Genomic DNA, 16,949 nt, shown 5'->3' with positions numbered 1-16,949 from the left:
CCCGGAGGAGACGCAATGAACCGCATGAAGAAACTGGTCGTCAGTGTCATCGCCGCCGTTGCGGCGAGCAGCGCAGCGCACGCCGATCCGTTGAAAGCGACCGTGATCCACTGGTGGACATCGGGCGGGGAGTCAGCGGCCATCAAGCAGTTCGCCGACGCCTATAACAAGGCGGGTGGATTGTGGGTCGACCAAGCCGTGGCCGGTGCAGACCAGGCGCGCTCCACGGCGCTCAACCGCATCATGGGCGGAGACCCGCCGACCGCCGCGCAGTTCAATACATCCAAGCAATTTCACGACATCATCGACCAGGGATTGCTGAACAACGTGGACGATGTGGCGGCCAAGGAGAACTGGGACAAGATCTTCCCGCCGTCGATCATTGAAAGCATCAAGTCGAACGGGCACTACTACGCAGCGCCCGTGGATATCCACATGCCGGCATGGTTCTTCTATTCGAAGCCGGCGTTCCAGAAGGCCGGTATCACGAAAGAGCCGGCCAACTACGATGAGTTCATCGCTGATCTCGACAAGCTGAAAGCGGCGGGCGTGATTCCGCTCGCGCTCGGTGGTCAGGCATGGCAGGAGAAGATCACCTTCGACGCCGTGTTCGCCGATGTTGGCGGCCCGGACCTTTATTTGAAGGTATACCGTGATCGCGATGTGAACGCGGTCAAGTCCGACGCGTTCAAGAGGGTGCTGACGCAGTTCAAGCGCCTGCATAACTATATTGATCCGGGCTCACCGGGCCGCAACTGGAACGACGCCACCGCGCTGGTGATCTCCGGCAAGGCCGGCGTGCAGATCATGGGCGACTGGGCGAAGGGCGAGTTCTCCGCCGCCAATCAAACGGCGGGCAAGGACTTCGGCTGCTTCCCGGGCTTCGGTCCGCATTCGCCGTATCTCGTCGCAGGCGACGCGTTCGTTTTCCCGAAGACCGACGACCCCAACGCGATCAAGGCGCAAAAGCTGCTGGCGACGGTCATGACGTCTCCGGCTGCGCAGGTTGCGTTCAGCGCGAAGAAGGGATCGATTCCGATTCGCTCGGACATCGACGATTCGAGTCTTGACATGTGCGCGAAGGAAGGCATCGCGATCATGAAGGACAAGTCGCGGCAGTTGCCGAATCCGGAAATGCTGACGCCGCCTGATATCAATGGCGCGTTGCAAGATGTCATTACCAACTTCTGGAACAAGAACCAGTCGGCGGAGGATGCACAAAAGGCCTTCGCCAGCGGGCTGAAAAGCTGATGGCGCAGAGAGCGCTGAGGACGCATACGCCTGCCGGCAAGGCCTTGCGCGCGCCGGCCGGTCGCGTGAAGCGCAAGCCGCTGAGGAAGCGGTTTGCGCTGGCCGCTTATATTGCCTTGTTGCCGATGGCGCTCACGGTGGTGTTCGCTTATCTCGGCACGATGTTATGGAGCTTGCGCACATCGTTCACGAACTCGCGAACGTTCGCGTCGAATAGTTTTGCGGGCGTGTCGCAATACGTGCGGCTTTTTAATAACGACCGCTGGATGCTGTCGCTGCAAAACATCGTGATCTACGGGGTTTTGTTCATCGTCATATGCCTCGCGATCGGGCTGCTGCTGGCGGTGTTTATCGACCAGAAGGTGATGGCGGAGGGCGCGCTGCGCACGGTCTTCCTGTATCCATACGCCATGTCGTTCGTCGCAACGGGTCTCGTGTGGCAGTGGATCCTGAATCCGGAGCTGGGCATTCAGGAAGTGCTGCACCGGATTGGTTTCACGCACGCGCGTTTCGACTGGATCGTCGATCAGGATCGTGTGATCTATACGCTCGTGATAGCTACGGTCTGGCAGGCGTCGGGGTTGGTGATGGCATTGTTGCTCGCGGGGCTGCGCGGCATTGATGAAGAGATCTGGAAGGCGGCGCGCATAGATGGCATTCCGCGCTGGCGTGTCTATGTCAGCATTGTCATCCCCATGCTCGGCGCATCCATTTCAACGGCCTTCATCCTGCTGTTCGTGATGGTCATCAAACTCTACGATGCGGTGGTCGCCATGACGCAAGGCGGTCCCGGCACGGCAAGCGAAGTGCCCGCGAAGTTCATCATGGATTATCTGTTCGGACGCGCGAATCTCGGGCTGGCGTCGGCGGCGTCGATCGTTCTTCTCGTGACCGTGCTCGCGATCCTCGCGCCGGTCTTTTATATTCGCAGCCGCGCATTGCGGCTCAGGGATTCCCGATGAACGCGCCACGTCGCCCGTTAAAACGCAGGTCGCGCTTCACGCCCGCGCGCCTGGGCGTGTACGCGTTCCTGCTGACTTCGGCCTTGTTCTTCCTGCTGCCGCTCTATGTGATGCTCGTCACGTCGGTCAAGCCGATGACGGAAATTCGTCTTGGCAATATCCTTTCGCTGCCGGTGCATTTCACGCTGGATGCATGGCGTGTTGCGTGGCAATCGGCGTGTACGGGACTGGATTGCCAGGGCATTCAGGTCGGCTTCTGGAACTCGGTGCGCATTGTCGTGCCGAGTACGGTCCTGTCCATTCTGGTCGGTGCGGTGAACGGTTACGCGTTGTCATTCTGGAAACCACGCGGGGCCACCACGCTGTTCGCCATCCTGTTGGTGGGTGCATTCATCCCGGTACAGGTGATGGTCTATCCGCTTGTGCGGGTGCTCGCGACGGTGCATTTATTTAGCTCATTGCCCGGTATTGTGCTGATCCATACGATCTTCGGCATGCCCGTGATGACACTGTTGTTCCGCAATTACTACGCAGCGTTGCCGCATGAGCTCTTCCAGGCAGCGCGCGTGGACGGGGGCGGTTTCTGGCGCATCTTCCTGCAACTGATGGTGCCGATGTCCACGCCGATCATCGTGGTCGCCATCATCATGCAGGTCACCGGTATCTGGAACGACTTCATCCTGGGCCTCGTTTTCGCGGGCACGAAGAACTTGCCGATGACAGTACAACTGAACAATATCATCAACACCACGACGGGCGAGCGGCTCTACAACGTCAACATGGCGGCGACCATCCTCACGTCCATGGTGCCGCTTGCCATTTACTTCGTTTCGGGTCGCTGGTTCGTGCGTGGCATTGCATCCGGTGCGGTCAAGGGTTAGTCCAGGGCTCATTCATGTCTACAGTCATGTCGAACGTTTCAATCCGCGATCTGGAGATCCAGCTTGGCTCCAATACGATCATCGAATCGCTCGATCTTGAGGTCGAACCGGGTGAGTTTCTTGTATTGCTGGGCCCCTCGGGGTGCGGTAAATCCACCTTGCTGCACAGCATTGCAGGACTGATCGATGTAAGCGGCGGCAGCATCGAGATCGGAGGCCAGGATATGACGTGGGCCGATCCGAAAGATCGCGGTATCGCGCTCGTGTTCCAGTCCTACGCGCTGTATCCGACCATGAACGTCGAGCGTAATCTCTCGTTCGGTTTGCGTATAGCGGGTACGCCCAAAGCCGAGATCGAACGGCGCGTCACGCGTGCGGCCGAGATGTTGCAGTTAGGGCCATTGCTCAAACGCAGGCCTGCGCAGTTGTCGGGCGGGCAGCGTCAGCGCGTGGCAATCGGCCGGGCGATCGTGCGTGAAGCGGACGTGTTCCTCTTCGATGAGCCGCTGTCGAACCTCGACGCAAAGCTGCGCACGGAACTCAGGCGTGAGCTGAAGCAACTGCATAAGCGTCTCGGTGCAACGATGATCTACGTGACCCACGATCAGGTCGAAGCGATGACGCTCGCGACCCGCATGGCGGTCATGCGCGGTGGGGTGATTCAGCAGATCGGTACGCCGGCGGAGGTTTATGCGCATCCGAATAATTTGTTTGTTGCGACGTTCCTTGGCTCGCCGGGTATGAACTTGCTGAAGGGCGTGTTGCATCGCGAGGGTGGTGGAGTGCGGTTTCGCAATGAGCACGTTGATATTGATGTTTCCGCGTATCCGTTTCTGCAGTCACCGCCGGAGAAGCTGCCGTGCGTGCTCGGCGTGCGTCCGGAGGATGTCTCGATTGATCCGGCGTTCGGACATCGCGGTACGGTGTCGCTCGTTGAGCCGATGGGTAATCATCGGGTAATTTGGCTCGATTATCATGGGGCCCAAATCGCGTCGATCGCGCAGGATACTGCGAGCGCAGCGGTCGACGAGATGACGGGGTTTTCGATCGACAGCAAACGTATCTCGCTCTTCGATGAAACCAGTGGTGATCGGGTTTGAGGGGTTATAGGGAAGTGGTTTTCGTTCGCACCGGTGGACGCGGTTGGGGTTTTGGGGTTAGTGGGTCAGGGTCAGTGCTGGGGTGGTCGGTTTTGGGGTTAGTGGTCGGGGTTGATGCCGGGGTGGGCGGTTCTGGGGTTAGCGGTTGGGGTTAATGCTGGGTTGCTGCTTTCCATGTTAGTGGTCTGCGAGAGTCGGATTTTCTCTTTATCACTATTAGCCACTGTGCGTGGCGGCACGTCATTTCTTTGTCCAAAGCGACAAAGAAACGAAGCAAAGAAAACGCTTTTAAACCACGCTACCCTAAGTGTCCACAGCGTGCAGTTTTGATTCATAGGTGCCCCAAAAGCACGGTGCTCGCCAGAGCGGAGGATGTTTGAACCCCTCCTTCTCGCGAATCCTGACACGAACACGCTTCGCCCCGTACGCTCTCGGGCAAGCACTAGTTGCCAAGGAACCGGTACGGCCTCACGCGTTCTGCATGCTTCGTTTTTTAGTGAGTTGGCTGCTTGATCGGTTCCCTTATTTCGTAGGTCACAGCTTGATCCGTAACAGCTCGACGTGACGCGTATTTATTGCCTCGGTCCTTGGTGAGTTGGTTACGCGGCCTACACGGTTATTTTCGTCGGTTACGGCCTTGCGCATTGTTGGGGCCTTGTTACTTGGCGGGTTGGCTACGAGGTTCGGTGTGCATACAAATTTGGAGGGCGGTCGTCCGCGGATAGCGCGGGGTGCTCCTTGGGCAGGTTCAATCACTGGTGGCGAAGCGTGTGGGTATCGGTGTTCGGAGAAGGAGGGGTTCACACATCGGTGGCTCTGGCGAGCACCGTGCTTTTGGGGCACCTATGAATAGAAACTGCACGCTGTGGACACTTAGGGTAGCGTGGTTTGAAAGCGCTTTCTTTGCTTCGTTTCTTTGTCGCTTTGGACAAAGAAATGACGTGCCGCCACGCACAGTGGCTAATAGTGATAAAGAGAAAATCCGACTTAGGCAGACCACTAACCCTGAAAGCAGCAACCCGGCATAGACTCCGACCGTTAACCCCAGAACCGACCACCCCGGGCATTGACCCCCGACCACAAACCCCAGAACCACCCCCCCCCCGGGCATTGCCCCCGCCCACCAACACCAAAATCACCACCTAAAGCCCTCATCCAAGGAGTAAAAACAAAAGTGGCAACCCTGAAGGACGTCGCAACCTTGGCCGGCGTGGGCATGTCCACCGCATCCCGCGCCATCTCCGGCCGCGGACCCGTCTCCGCCGATGCACTCGCACGCGTGCAGGCAGCAATCGCCGAGCTGAACTTCCGGCCCTCATCGCTCGGTCGGGCGCTCTCGACGCAATCCCTCGGCATGATCGGCATCTTCGTGCCGTCGTTCTTCGGCCCGTACTACGGCACCATCCTCAAGCAAACCGATACAGAATTGCGCAAGGTGCATCGCCATGTGGTAGTGGCAACGGGCTGCGGCGACGACTCGCCACGCGACCAGGCGATTGAAGCGGTGCAGTTCCTGATCGCCCGCGATTGCGATGGCATCGTGGTGACCAGCCATGACCTGCATGACGACGATCTCGTCAAGCTGCACCGCATGCACCCGAAAATGGTGTTCCTCAATCGCGACTTCGCACAGATGCCGGAGGCGTCGTTTTGCGCGGATCATCATAAGGGCGGGGTGCTGGCGGCGCAGACGCTGCTTGCGCATAAACACAAGAAAATAGCCGTGATTTCAGGGCCTTTTCAGGCTTCCGACAATCACGCGCGGATCGCAGGATTCTTCGATGAACTCGCTCGCAACGGCATTGACCGTGCTGAGGTCCAGTTGATCGAATCGGACTTTTCACCAGACGGCGGATATGACTCCGCGCGGCAACTGCTGGCGTCGAAGAAAAGGTTTACCGGGCTCTTCTGCGCCAACGACACCATGGCAATTGGCGCCTTGTCGTGTCTACAGCAAGCGGGCGTCTCGGTGCCGGACGATGTATCGGTAATCGGTTACGACGATGATTATTCAGCCGCGTTCTCCGCGCCGGGCCTGACATCGGTCCACATTCCGACCGCTGATCTCACGCAAAACGCCGTCCGATGGTTGCTCAACGCGTGCTACGGGACTGCGTACACGATCTATCGCGAGTTTCCCGTGACCGTCACCAACCGCGCGTCGGTTGCCGCACCACCGAAACGAATGCGCATTTAATGCCAGCGCTCAGACGCTTGTCTGCGCCCGCCGCAGACGTTCGCGGCTGTTGATCAGATGGAGCCGCATGGCGGTACGCGCCGAGTCGGCGTCGCCACGCTCAATGGCATCGCAGATCTGTTCATGCTCGCGATTCACACGCGTCAGATAGTCCGCGTACTGGGCGGGCGGAATCTGCGTGGCGGTGAGGCGGGCGCGAGGGATCATGTGGATGCCGAGATGCGTCATGATCTCCACGAAATAGCGGTTGCCGGTGGCATGCGCAATCTCGAGATGAAAGCGGATATCGGGCGATATGGTCTCGGTCGCCTCGCCCAGGTTGCGCTCGAAGTCGCTCAGCGCGCGCCGCATGGCGGCGATCCGCGTTTTGTCGCATCGCGCCGCGGCCAGTCCCGCGCTCTCCGTCTCCAGGCTGATGCGCAGCTCGAGTACGGCGAGGGCATCGATGGAACCAGCCACGTCCGCAGGGTCAAGTTGAAAAAAACCTCGGCCCGGCGCCTCGCAGACGAAGGTCCCAATGCCATGCCGTGTCTCCACGAGTCCCGCTGCCTGTAGCTTCGACAACGCCTCGCGTACGACCGTGCGGCTCACATTGAAGCGCTGCACCATTTCCGCTTCGGTTGCGAGCCGGGCGCCCACCTTGAGCTCCGCGGTTTCGATCTGCTGGCGCAGGGCATCGACGAGTTCGGTCGTCAGGCTACGCCGTACCTGCGGGTGGGCCGGGGTTTCGAAGACGGCGCGAGTCGGTCTCTGCACGGCTACCTCGGTTGGGATAATGTTTCACCAAAGTTGACAAACGGATTTGCGAATGATTATATGCACGCTATAGTCATATGACAACGTACAATAAAAACTGGATCAAGCGGCCGATCCGACCGGAAGGAGCGTGCAAGCTCCCGGTATCCGCGCTTATTGGAGACAGGCTTACATGGCCAATCAAGAACACGCAGTCCCGTTTAAACGCCTGTTGCTGACCGGTGCCGCCGGCGGCGTAGGCCAAGCCATTCGTTCACGCGTGTCCGCCTTCGCGGACAAGATCAGGGTGTCGGATCTGCCGGCCGCGTTGCGCCCGGACGCGGCGCCGCATGAAGAAGTCATTCCTTGCGATCTCTCGGACAAGCAGGCGGTCGACGCGCTGGTTGCCGGCTGCGATGCGGTCATCCATCTCGGCGGGGTATCGGTGGAACGGCCCTTCGAAGAAGTGCTGGAAGCCAATATCAAGGGGGTTTACAACCTCTACGAAGGCGCCCGCCGGCACGGTCTCAAGCGTGTCATCTTCGCCAGTTCCAATCACGTGACCGGGTTTTATCGGCAGGACGAGAAGATCGACGCGCATGCGCTGCGACGTCCCGACGGCTACTACGGCCTGTCCAAATCGTTCGGTGAAGACGTGGCGCAGTTCTATTTCGACCGCTACGGAATCGAGACGGTGAGCATCCGTATTGGCTCGGCGTTTCCGGAGCCGAAGGATCGCCGGATGATGGCAAGCTGGCTCAGCTACGACGACCTGCTCGAACTCCTGCAACGCAGTCTATTTACGCCGAATGTCGGCCATACCGTGGTCTACGGGATGTCAGACAACGCGGTCACATGGTGGGACAACCGGTTTGCATCGAAGCTGGGATTCGTGCCGCGTGATTCGTCGGAGCCCTTCCGGGCGAAGATCGACGCGCAGCCGGCGCCTGAACCCGGCAGTGCCGTCGCCGTGTTGCAGGGCGGGGCGTTCACCACGACCGGGCCGTTCGAATAGCGTTTGCACAGAGTTTGATAAGCCCGCTGGCCCGGCGACGGACCGCGCCACGCGCCCGGTGTGGCGACGAAAGACCTGCGCCGTGCACGACCTAACCTAGACATTGCTGCGATGACTTTCTCTCTCGATTTCAGCCCGCTGCTTCCGTACTGGCCCGTCTTCCTGAAAGGCGCCTGGCTGACGTTGAAGATGACGACCGTGGCGGTGTTTTTCGGTGTGATCCTGGGTACGCTGGTCGCATTTGCGAAGCGCGGCAAGAACCGGCTTTTATCGCGGCTCTGCTCGATCTATATCGAGGCTGTGCGCAACACGCCTTTTCTCGTGCAGATATTCCTGCTGTACTTCGGGCTTGCCAGCTTCGGCGTGCGCATGCCGACGTTCGCCGCCGCCGCGCTCGCGATGGTGATCAACATCGGCGCTTACGCGGCCGAGATCATTCGTGCAGGTCTTGAATCGGTGCCGCGCGGGCAGATCGAGGCGGCCGAGTGCCTGGGGTTGTCGCGCTGGCGGATCGGCTGGCATGTGATGCTTCAGCCATCCATTGAAAAGGTTTATCCCGCGCTGACCAGCCAGTTCCTGCTGATGATGCAGGCCTCGGCCATCGCGTCGCAGATCTCGGCGGAAGAGCTCACGGCAACGGCGAACACCGTGCAATCCGACACCTTCCGCTCGCTCGAAACGTACATTGTCGTGGCGCTGCTGTATCTCGCGTTGTCGCTGCTGATCAAGCTGATTGCGTGGGCCGTGGGCGAGGTCGCGTTCAAGCGGCGGCGGGTCATGCGCCAGGCCGCGGAGCGGGCCGGCAAGCCGGTGCCGGACCAGGGGCGCATTGATACCGTGATTCCCGGAGGTGCGGCATGACCGGCGGTTTCACTACGGCACATCTGTTTTACCTCGTGCACTCGATTTGGTGGACGCTCGTGCTCTCGGCGCTCGCCTTCGTGCTGGGCAGCATCGGCGGCTTCGGCGTGATGCTCGCGCGCATCTCGCCGCGCCGCTGGCTCAGCCGTCCGGCGATGGTCTATATAGAAGCCATTCAGGGCATTCCGCTGCTGATCCTGCTGTTCATCGTCTACTTCGGTTTGTCCGTGTATGGCTTCCAGGTGCCGGCGCTGGTCGCGGCCGGCCTCGCGCTGATGGTCTACACGAGCGCGTATCTCGGCGACATCTGGCGCGGGTGTATAGACGCCATGCCGAAACCCCAATGGGAAGCCGCTGAATGCCTGTCATTGACGCGCTGGCAGACCTTGCGCCTCGTGATCATTCCGCAGGCGCTGCGTCTCGCGCTGCCGCCAACGGTGGGTTTCCTGGTGCAGGTCATCAAGATGACATCGCTCGCTTCGGTGATCGGTTTCGTCGAATTGACCCGCGCCGGCCAGATCATCAACAACTCGATTTTTCAACCGTTCCTCGTGTTCGGGCTGGTCGGGGTCTTCTATTTCGTGCTGTGTTATCCGCTCTCGCGCTGGAGCCAATCGATGGAGAAAAAGCTCAATGTCGGCAATCGTTAAGCTCGGGGACGTCTATAAGAGCTTCGGCTCGAACCAGGTGCTCAAGGGCGTGTCACTGGAAGTGGCCAAGGGCGAAATGATCGCCGTGATCGGCGCGAGCGGTTCGGGAAAGAGCACGGCGCTTCGGTGTATCGATCGTCTGGAAACCATCGACCGGGGCACGATCGAGGTATGCGGCATTCGTGTCGATGACCCGAAGGTGGACCTGCACCAGTTGCGCCGCGAAGTCGGCATCGTGTTTCAAAGCTACAACCTGTTCGCGCACCTGACCGTGGAAGAAAACATCATGCTGGCGCTGTGCCACGTGAAAAAACTCGGACGCGATGAAGCCCGCCGTGTGGCAATGAAGGTCCTTGATCAGGTCGGCCTCGCGCAAAAAGCCGATGCGTACCCGGAGCAGCTTTCAGGCGGACAGCAGCAGCGCGTGGCGATAGCGCGGTCGCTCGCGATGTCGCCGAAGGTCATGCTGTTCGACGAAGTGACGTCCGCGCTCGATCCGCAACTGACCGGCGAAGTGCTGCGCGTGATGGAGGATCTGGCGAAGGACGGCATGACTATGCTGCTGGTCACGCACGAGATGGCGTTCGCCAAACGCATGGCGGACCGGATCATTTACATGCATCAGGGGAAGGTGTGGGAGGTCGGCAGCGGCGACATGCTCGACGCGCCGCAGACGCCCGAGTTGCGTACGTTCCTGAATAACGGCCTGTAGCTTTTAACCTATAGGCCAGGCCCGCAAAATATCTTTTGAACCGATCATAAAAATGGAGACTTCTTTGAAGACCAACCGTTTCATCATGCGCGCCTGCGTGGCCGCTTTGTTGCTCGCGGGCGTAGCGCACAGCGCGATGGCCGACCAGCTCGACGACATCAAGAAGGCAGGCAAGATCCGCGTGGCGATCGCGATGGGCACGCCGCTGTTCAGCTACGCCGATGCCAACCTTCAGCCAGCGGGGTCCGATGTGGACACGGCGGTGGCGCTTGCCAAGGACCTTGGCGTGAAACTTGAACTCGTGCAGATCACGAATGCCGCGCGCGTGCCGACCTTGCAGGCCAAGCGCGCGGATCTCGTGATAGCCGATCTCTCGATCACGCCTGAACGCGCGAAGGTGGTCGACTTCTCGATTCCCTATGCGGTCATCACGATCATCGTAGGCGGGACGAAAAATGAGAACGTCAAGAATTACGACGACCTGAACGGCAAGACAATCGGCCTCACGCGCGCTACCGTCAACGACACCATTACGACGCAAATGGCAAAGGGCGCGCAGATTCAGCGTTATGAAGACGACGCGACGCTGATCACATCGATGGTGACGGGGCAGGTCGACCTCTTCTCCAGCACGCCGTCGAACCTGGCCGAGATAATCAAGCGCGCGCCTAACCGCAATGTGGAATTGAAGTTCGCACAGAAGGATTTCGATTTGGGCATTGCGATGAACAAGGACGAGCCGAAGCTCAAGGAGTGGGTCAATAACTGGGTGAGCACGAACCAGAAGAATGGCACGCTCAACACGATCTACAAGAAGTATCACGGCCGCGATTTACCCGCGAGCGTGACCAAGGGCTAAACCTGTATGACGTGAAAAAGGGCATCGCGATGTTGATCGCGATGCCCTTTTTTATTTGCCCGGCAGCGGATCAGGCCACTGGCGCCTGACCGATCTCGTGGTTGGCCAGATACTCCAGCGCGCGAACCATTCCGGAATGATCCCATGCTTTGCCGCCATGCGCTGCGCAGGCGTTGAACAGCGCCTGGCACGTCGCGGTGTTGGGCAGCGACACGCCAAGCGACTGGGCTGTCGAGAGCGCGAGGTTCAAATCCTTCTGATGCAATTCAATGCGAAAGCCCGGATTGAACGTGCGTTTGGTCATGCGTTCGCCGTGCACTTCCAGAATCCGCGATGACGCGAAACCGCCCATCAACGCAGTACGCACTTTCTCCGCATCGACACCGGCTTTGGACGCTAGCAACAACGCTTCGCCGACCGCTTCGATTGTCGCCGCGACGATCACCTGGTTCGCCAGCTTGCAGACCTGTCCCGCGCCGACTTCGCCGATCAGCGAGATGTTTTTTCCCATCATGTCGAAGAGCGGTTTCACGCTGTCGAAGGTGGTTTGCGAGCCGCCGACCATGATCGTGAGCGATGCGGCTTTCGCGCCGACTTCGCCACCCGAGACGGGCGCGTCCAGATAGTCCGCGCCGCGTTCGCGCACTTTCGCTGCGAACTCGCGGGTCGCGATGGGCGAGATCGAGCTCATATCCACTACGACCTGACCTGCGCGCAGCGCGGCGACCACGCCGTTCTCGCCGAACAGGACACGCTCCACGTCCGGCGTATCCGGCACCATGACGAAGATCACGTCTGATTGCGCCGCGACCGCGGCCGGGCTGTCGCACGCAATCGCGCCGGCCTGGGTCAGCGTGTCCGGTACGCCGCTGCGAGTAAACGCCGCCAGTGCCACGCCATTCTTGATGAGGTTCTCGGCCATGGGTTTGCCCATGATGCCAAGACCGATGAAGCCTGCTTTTTGCATGTCTATCTCCACAAGTTGTCGGGGTGCTTCCTGCTTCCGTTCCGCTACTTCTGCATGAAATGTTTTTGCACAGCTTGCGCCGCATTCCTGAGAAGGCCCATGTCGGCGCAAACGGCGATCACCTGGCAGCCCATCGACAGATACCGTTCCGCGTCGGCCTGCACGGGAGCCAGTGTGCCGCTCGCTTTGCCTGCAGCGCGGGCGCGCTCGAAGACGTGTGCGATGGCCTGCTGCACGTCGGGGTGATTCGGATTGCCAAGTTGCCCATACGATGCCGCCAGATCCGACGGGCCGAGGAACACGGCGTCAACGCCTTCGACGGCAAGGATCTCATCGATTGCATCAACCGCCGTCCGGCTTTCGATCTGCACCACGACGCAGATGTTGTCGTTCGCGGTGCTTAAGTAGTCGCTTACGGTCCCGTAGCGATTACCGCGATGACCTACCGACACCCCGCGAATCCCCTGCGGCGGATAACGCGTCGCGGCGACGGCACGAGCGGCGTCGGCGGCGCTGTCGACGAAGGGGATCAGGAAGTTGAAGAAGCCGCTATCAAGCAGCCGCTTGATTACCACGCTGTCATTGGCCGGCGGCCTCACCACGGGGGCGCTACGGCTGTCCTTGAGCGCCATGAGCTGGGGGATCAGGGTAAGGACGTCGTTGGGCGCGTGCTCGGCGTCGAGCAGGATCCAGTCGAAGCCCAGCAAGCCGAGCAGTTCGGTCGTGATCGGGCTGCCGAGCGAGGCCCAGCATCCGATCTGGGTTTCGTTCTTCAGGACCGACTGGCGAAATGTGTTGGGCAAGGGCTGGTAAGGCGAAGATGGTGTCATGGCTAGGCTTCCTCTGGCTTGACGCCTTGAGTTGGATGCCGAAGTATCCCGGCAATCTCATACGTTATCAGACGTCATATTACATCGCGGCTTTTCGGAACCGCAAGTGCATTGGCGGGTTGAAAAGGCCGGCAAGGCGTATTCCCCTACCGTATTCTCCGGCGATAAGCGCCTTTCTTCTATAGACCCATGCGCGAGTGGGGGCTGCGCGCCCGTGCCGGAATGACAAGTCTTGCGGCTTACGAGGCTCCAAGGTATGGCCACGCATATAACCGGTATTTGTCGAATTGCCGTCCGGCACTGCTTGACTCCCGCCAGAGCCTTATAAAACAAGGCTTTGCGCCATCCCGCCGCAATCTGTTCCATCTGCTTGCGCGTCTAAACTTATCCGCCCATACGCCGTAAGGAGGAGGTCGGCACGGGCCGATGTCCTCGCGCGAAGCGGCGCATCGTATGGAGATTCGATGAAAACAGCGGTAAGCATCAAGGCATGGCTCAGTATCCTGGTGGGAGCATTCGCCATCATGTTGGCCGCGATCGGCGGCTACAGCATCTACGCGGCACGAACGGCGGACGCATCCATGCGCGCGCTCTACATGCAGGACACCGGCGGTCTGGACTTGCTCGCCAAGGACACGATCCGCTTGCTGATCGCGCGCACGGCGTTGCAGGACTATGACCCACGCGCAGGCAGCACGGAGTCGGCCGCGCTGCTGCGTGACGCCCAGGGCGCCATCGACGGTGCGAACGCCGCTTGGAAAGCGTTCGCGGTACTTGCAAGCGGCCGTGAAGAGCAAACGCTCATGCAGAGCGCGAACAACGCACGCGAGCAACTCGTCCAGCAGACATTGTTGCCGGCGGTGGACGCGCTGGAATCCAAGCGCGCGAGCGATATCCGCGAGTTCAACGAGAACCAGATCAAGGACGCATTCAACGCCTACGATGCCGCGCTGCAGCCGCTCGTCGCCATGGAATTCGAGCACGGCAAGGCACGTTTTGAAGCCTCGCAGCGACGCACCAACACCGTCACCTGGATCGCCTCGACGTTGCTGGCGGCCGGGCTCGTGCTCGCGTTCTTCTCGCGTGTGGCATTGCAGCGGATTGTGATCGTGCCGTTGCGGGCAGCCGTGGATGCATGCACGGAGATTGCCGGAGGCAACCTGGCAACCCGGCTTACTGCGCGTCGGCACGATGAAATCGGCCGCTTGATAGAGGGGTTATCGACGATGCAACAAGGCTTGAGCACGATAGTCGGCGGCGTACGCGACGGCACGGAACAAATGGCCGTGGGGACACGCGAGATAGCGTCGGGGAACATCGACCTGTCGCAGCGGACCGAAGAACAAGCCGCTTCGCTGCAGGAAACTTCAGCGAGTATCGGCCAACTGACAAGCACGGTTCGCCAGAACGCCGATAGCGCTCGACAAGCAAGCGACCTTGCGCAAACCGCATCGACAACAGCAGGTCACGGCGGTCAGGTCGTAGCCGACGTGGTGTCGACCATGGACGGGATTAATAGTAGTTCGAAGCAAATTTCGGAGATCATCGGGGTGATTGAAGGGATTGCGTTCCAGACCAATATCCTTGCGCTGAACGCAGCGGTCGAAGCGGCACGCGCGGGCGAACAAGGGCGCGGATTCGCCGTGGTGGCAAGTGAAGTACGCGCGTTGGCGCAACGTTCGGCGGGGGCGGCGAAGGAGATTCGCGAACTGATCACCACGTCGGTGGAGCGTGTTGGAAACGGCTCGGTGCTGGTCAGGAACGCGGGCAGTGCGATGAGCGACATCATTGTCGCGGTGGGCAGGGTCACGGACATCATGCGGGAGATCACGGTGGCGTCCGAGGAGCAGACCACTGGCATTGAGCAGGTCAACGTGGCCATCGCGCAGATGGACCAGGTGACGCAGCAAAACGCGGCGCTGGTCGAGCAAGCCGCAGCAGCGGCGGCGTCGCTGGAAACGCAGGCGGCGCAGATGAACGCGGCCGTCGCGCTTTTCAAACTGGCGGAGGTTTAGCGGGACGCGAAACCGTATCACGCGTGCGGCTTATATATTCGGCTTATACATTCGACTCATGCATCCGGCTCATGCATCCGAATTAGGAAGCGTGTCGGGCCAACGGTTCTCTTCGACACAATTCGATGTAGGTACGCGCTTGGCCCAGCCTTCTGCCTGCAGCATCGGTTCGTCGTAGAAATGCTCGACATGCCCGATGCACAGAATGGCGACCGGTTTCGCGTCCGTGGGCATATGCAGCAGCCGCTGAACTGCGCCGATATCGAACAGTGACACCCAGCCCATCCCGAGCCCTTCAGCGCGCGCGGCCAGCCAGATGTTCTGGATAGCGCATGCAACCGATGCCAGGTCCATTTCCGGCAGCGTCCGGCGGCCGAAAATGTGACGCTCGCGATTCTCCATCAAGCCGACGACCACGACCTCGCCGCAGTCGAGGATGCCCTGGACCTTGAGCCGCATGAATTCGTCGCTACGCTCGTTGAGCGCTTCGGCGGTGGCGCGCCGCTCGGTTTCCACGATGTCGTGCAGCGCGACGCGCAGGCTCTGGTCCGTGATCCTGACGAAGCGCCAGGGCTGCATGAAACCGACGCTCGGCGCGTGGTGGGCGGCGTCGATCAGCCGCGCCATTTGATCGGTGGCGACGGGGGCGTTGGTGAAATGCCGCATGTCGCGGCGTTCGTGGATCGCGCGGTAGACTGCGGCAATTTCCGGTTCAGAAAAACGCTTGAAGGTCGAATCAGTCATACATTCATGCTTTAAAAAGTGTCTTAGGGGTTGTAGCAGGATTGGTTTTCGTTCGCACCGGTGGACGGGTTTTTGGTTTTGGGGTTAGTGGGTCCGGGTCAGTGCTGGGGTGGTCGGTTCTGGGGTTAGCGGTCGGGGTTGATGCCGGGGTGGTCGGTTCTGGGGTTAGTGGTCAGGGTCAATGCCGGGTTGGTGCTTTCGGCGGTAGTGGTCTGCGAGAGTCGGATTTTCTCTTTATCACTATTAGCCACTGTGCGTGGCGGCACGTCATTTCTTTGTCCAAAGCGACAAAGAAACGAAGCAAAGAAAACGCTTTCCAACCACGCTACCCTAAGTGTCCACAGCGTGCAGTTTTCATTCATAGGTGCCCCAAAAGCACGGTGCTCGCCAGAGCGAAGGATGTGTGAAACCCTCCTTCTCCGAACACCGATACCCACACGCTTCGCCACCAGTGATTGAACCTGCCCAAGGGGCACCCCGCGCTATCCGCGGACGACCTACCTCCAAATTTGTACGCACCTCGAACCACACCGCCAACCTTCCAAGTAATAAAGCCCCAAAATATGTACGGCCGTAACCGACGAAAATAACCGAGTAAGCACGCAATCACCTCACCAAAAACTGAAGGACTAAACACGCATCGAGCTGCTAGGCATCAAGCTCTGGTCCACGAAGACAACTGCGTAGACCAAGCCGCTAACCTACCAAGAGCGAAGCATGCAGAACGCGTGAGGCCGTGCTGGACCCTTGGCAATTCGTGCTTGCCCGAGAACGTACGGGGCGAAGCGTGTTCATGTCAGGATTCGCGAGAAGGAGGGGTTCAAACATCCTCCGCTCTGGCGAGCACCGTGCTTTTGGGGCACCTATGAATAGAAACTGCACGCTGTGGACACTTAGGGTAGCGTGTTTGAAAGCGCTTTCTTTGCTTCGTTTCTTTGTCGCTTTGGACAAAGAAATGACGTGCCGCCACGCACAGTGGCTAACAGTGATAAAGAGAAAATCCGACTCTCGCAGACCACTAACGCCGAAAGCACCAACCCGGCATAGACCCCCGACCACCAACCCCAAAACCGACCACCCCAGCACTGGCCCGGACCCGCTAACCCCAAAACCCAAAACCCGTCCACCGGTGCGAACGAACGCCCCCTAATAATGTCGCTATACACCACA

Annotated in this window: 15 protein-coding genes; 11 read left to right on the top strand and 4 right to left on the bottom strand. The window is 59.8% G+C overall.

Going from position 1 to position 16,949, the window contains the following annotated elements; all coding sequences use genetic code 11:
- Positions 1-15: 15 nt before the first annotated feature.
- The 5 genes from ACSQ36_RS10060 (at position 16) to ACSQ36_RS10040 (ending at position 6,391) form a co-directional block, all read left to right on the top strand.
- The gene (locus ACSQ36_RS10060; protein WP_436181805.1) at positions 16-1,251 is read left to right on the top strand and encodes an ABC transporter substrate-binding protein; all 1,236 of its coding nucleotides are present in this window, start codon (positions 16-18) and stop codon (positions 1,249-1,251) included.
- A 125-nt stretch (positions 1,252-1,376) separates the two neighbouring features.
- Positions 1,377-2,213, top strand: a complete 837-nt coding sequence (locus ACSQ36_RS10055) for a carbohydrate ABC transporter permease (protein ID WP_436183146.1) — start codon at positions 1,377-1,379, stop codon at positions 2,211-2,213.
- The gene (locus ACSQ36_RS10050) at positions 2,210-3,094 is read left to right on the top strand and encodes a carbohydrate ABC transporter permease (protein ID WP_213761406.1); all 885 of its coding nucleotides are present in this window, start codon (positions 2,210-2,212) and stop codon (positions 3,092-3,094) included. The genes ACSQ36_RS10055 and ACSQ36_RS10050 overlap by 4 nt, the downstream gene beginning before the upstream one ends.
- A 14-nt stretch (positions 3,095-3,108) precedes the next feature.
- On the top strand, positions 3,109-4,194 hold the full coding sequence (locus tag ACSQ36_RS10045; RefSeq protein ID WP_213761405.1) for an ABC transporter ATP-binding protein: 1,086 nt from the start codon (positions 3,109-3,111) through the stop codon (positions 4,192-4,194).
- Between the two features lie 1,174 nt (positions 4,195-5,368).
- Positions 5,369-6,391, top strand: coding sequence for a LacI family DNA-binding transcriptional regulator (locus tag ACSQ36_RS10040; RefSeq protein WP_436181804.1), 1,023 nt, complete (start codon positions 5,369-5,371; stop codon positions 6,389-6,391).
- A 9-nt stretch (positions 6,392-6,400) separates the two neighbouring features.
- Here the strand turns inward: ACSQ36_RS10040 and ACSQ36_RS10035 are convergent, their stop codons facing one another.
- Entirely contained in the window at positions 6,401-7,147 is a 747-nt protein-coding gene (locus tag ACSQ36_RS10035) for a FadR/GntR family transcriptional regulator (RefSeq protein WP_213768405.1), read from the bottom strand.
- 172 nt (positions 7,148-7,319) lie between these two features.
- Between ACSQ36_RS10035 and ACSQ36_RS10030 the strand changes: the two genes are divergently transcribed.
- From ACSQ36_RS10030 to ACSQ36_RS10010, 5 genes are all read left to right on the top strand, one after another.
- A complete protein-coding gene (locus tag ACSQ36_RS10030) occupies positions 7,320-8,141 on the top strand; it encodes an NAD-dependent epimerase/dehydratase family protein (protein WP_436181803.1) in 822 nt (273 codons plus the stop codon).
- Positions 8,142-8,252: 111 nt separating this feature from the next.
- Entirely contained in the window at positions 8,253-9,002 is a 750-nt protein-coding gene (locus ACSQ36_RS10025) for an amino acid ABC transporter permease (RefSeq protein WP_213768407.1), read from the top strand.
- Positions 8,999-9,652 (top strand): amino acid ABC transporter permease, encoded by a 654-nt coding sequence (locus ACSQ36_RS10020; protein ID WP_158935469.1) that lies wholly within the window; start codon positions 8,999-9,001, stop codon positions 9,650-9,652. Before ACSQ36_RS10025 ends, ACSQ36_RS10020 begins: the two co-directional genes overlap by 4 nt.
- Entirely contained in the window at positions 9,636-10,364 is a 729-nt protein-coding gene (locus tag ACSQ36_RS10015) for an amino acid ABC transporter ATP-binding protein (protein ID WP_436181802.1), read from the top strand. The genes ACSQ36_RS10020 and ACSQ36_RS10015 overlap by 17 nt, the downstream gene beginning before the upstream one ends.
- A gap of 85 nt (positions 10,365-10,449) precedes the next feature.
- Positions 10,450-11,223 carry a transporter substrate-binding domain-containing protein gene (locus ACSQ36_RS10010; protein ID WP_436183145.1) on the top strand — a complete coding sequence of 258 codons (774 nt, stop codon included), beginning with the start codon at positions 10,450-10,452 and terminating at the stop codon, positions 11,221-11,223.
- A 70-nt stretch (positions 11,224-11,293) separates the two neighbouring features.
- Here the strand turns inward: ACSQ36_RS10010 and ACSQ36_RS10005 are convergent, their stop codons facing one another.
- Together ACSQ36_RS10005 and garL are read right to left on the bottom strand one after the other, a co-directional pair.
- On the bottom strand, positions 11,294-12,190 hold the full coding sequence (locus ACSQ36_RS10005) for a 2-hydroxy-3-oxopropionate reductase (protein ID WP_436181801.1): 897 nt from the start codon (positions 12,188-12,190) through the stop codon (positions 11,294-11,296).
- 44 nt (positions 12,191-12,234) lie between these two features.
- On the bottom strand, positions 12,235-13,020 hold the full coding sequence (gene garL / locus ACSQ36_RS10000) for a 2-dehydro-3-deoxyglucarate aldolase (RefSeq protein WP_213768412.1): 786 nt from the start codon (positions 13,018-13,020) through the stop codon (positions 12,235-12,237).
- Between the two features lie 464 nt (positions 13,021-13,484).
- On the opposite strand from garL, the gene ACSQ36_RS09995 reads away from it, so the two are divergent.
- Complete coding sequence (locus ACSQ36_RS09995; protein ID WP_436181800.1) at positions 13,485-15,035, top strand: methyl-accepting chemotaxis protein; 1,551 nt, start codon at positions 13,485-13,487, stop codon at positions 15,033-15,035.
- A 69-nt stretch (positions 15,036-15,104) separates the two neighbouring features.
- On the opposite strand, the gene bluB is transcribed toward ACSQ36_RS09995, so the two are convergent.
- Positions 15,105-15,779 carry a 5,6-dimethylbenzimidazole synthase gene (bluB, locus tag ACSQ36_RS09990; RefSeq protein ID WP_436181799.1) on the bottom strand — a complete coding sequence of 225 codons (675 nt, stop codon included), beginning with the start codon at positions 15,777-15,779 and terminating at the stop codon, positions 15,105-15,107.
- Between the last annotated feature and the right edge of the window lie 1,170 nt (positions 15,780-16,949).

Source organism: Caballeronia sp. LjRoot34 (genome assembly GCF_964253815.1).
GTDB lineage: Bacteria > Pseudomonadota > Gammaproteobacteria > Burkholderiales > Burkholderiaceae > Caballeronia.
The sequence above is the reverse complement of the archived record's forward strand: the minus strand, read 5'-3'. Positions and strand labels throughout refer to the sequence as shown.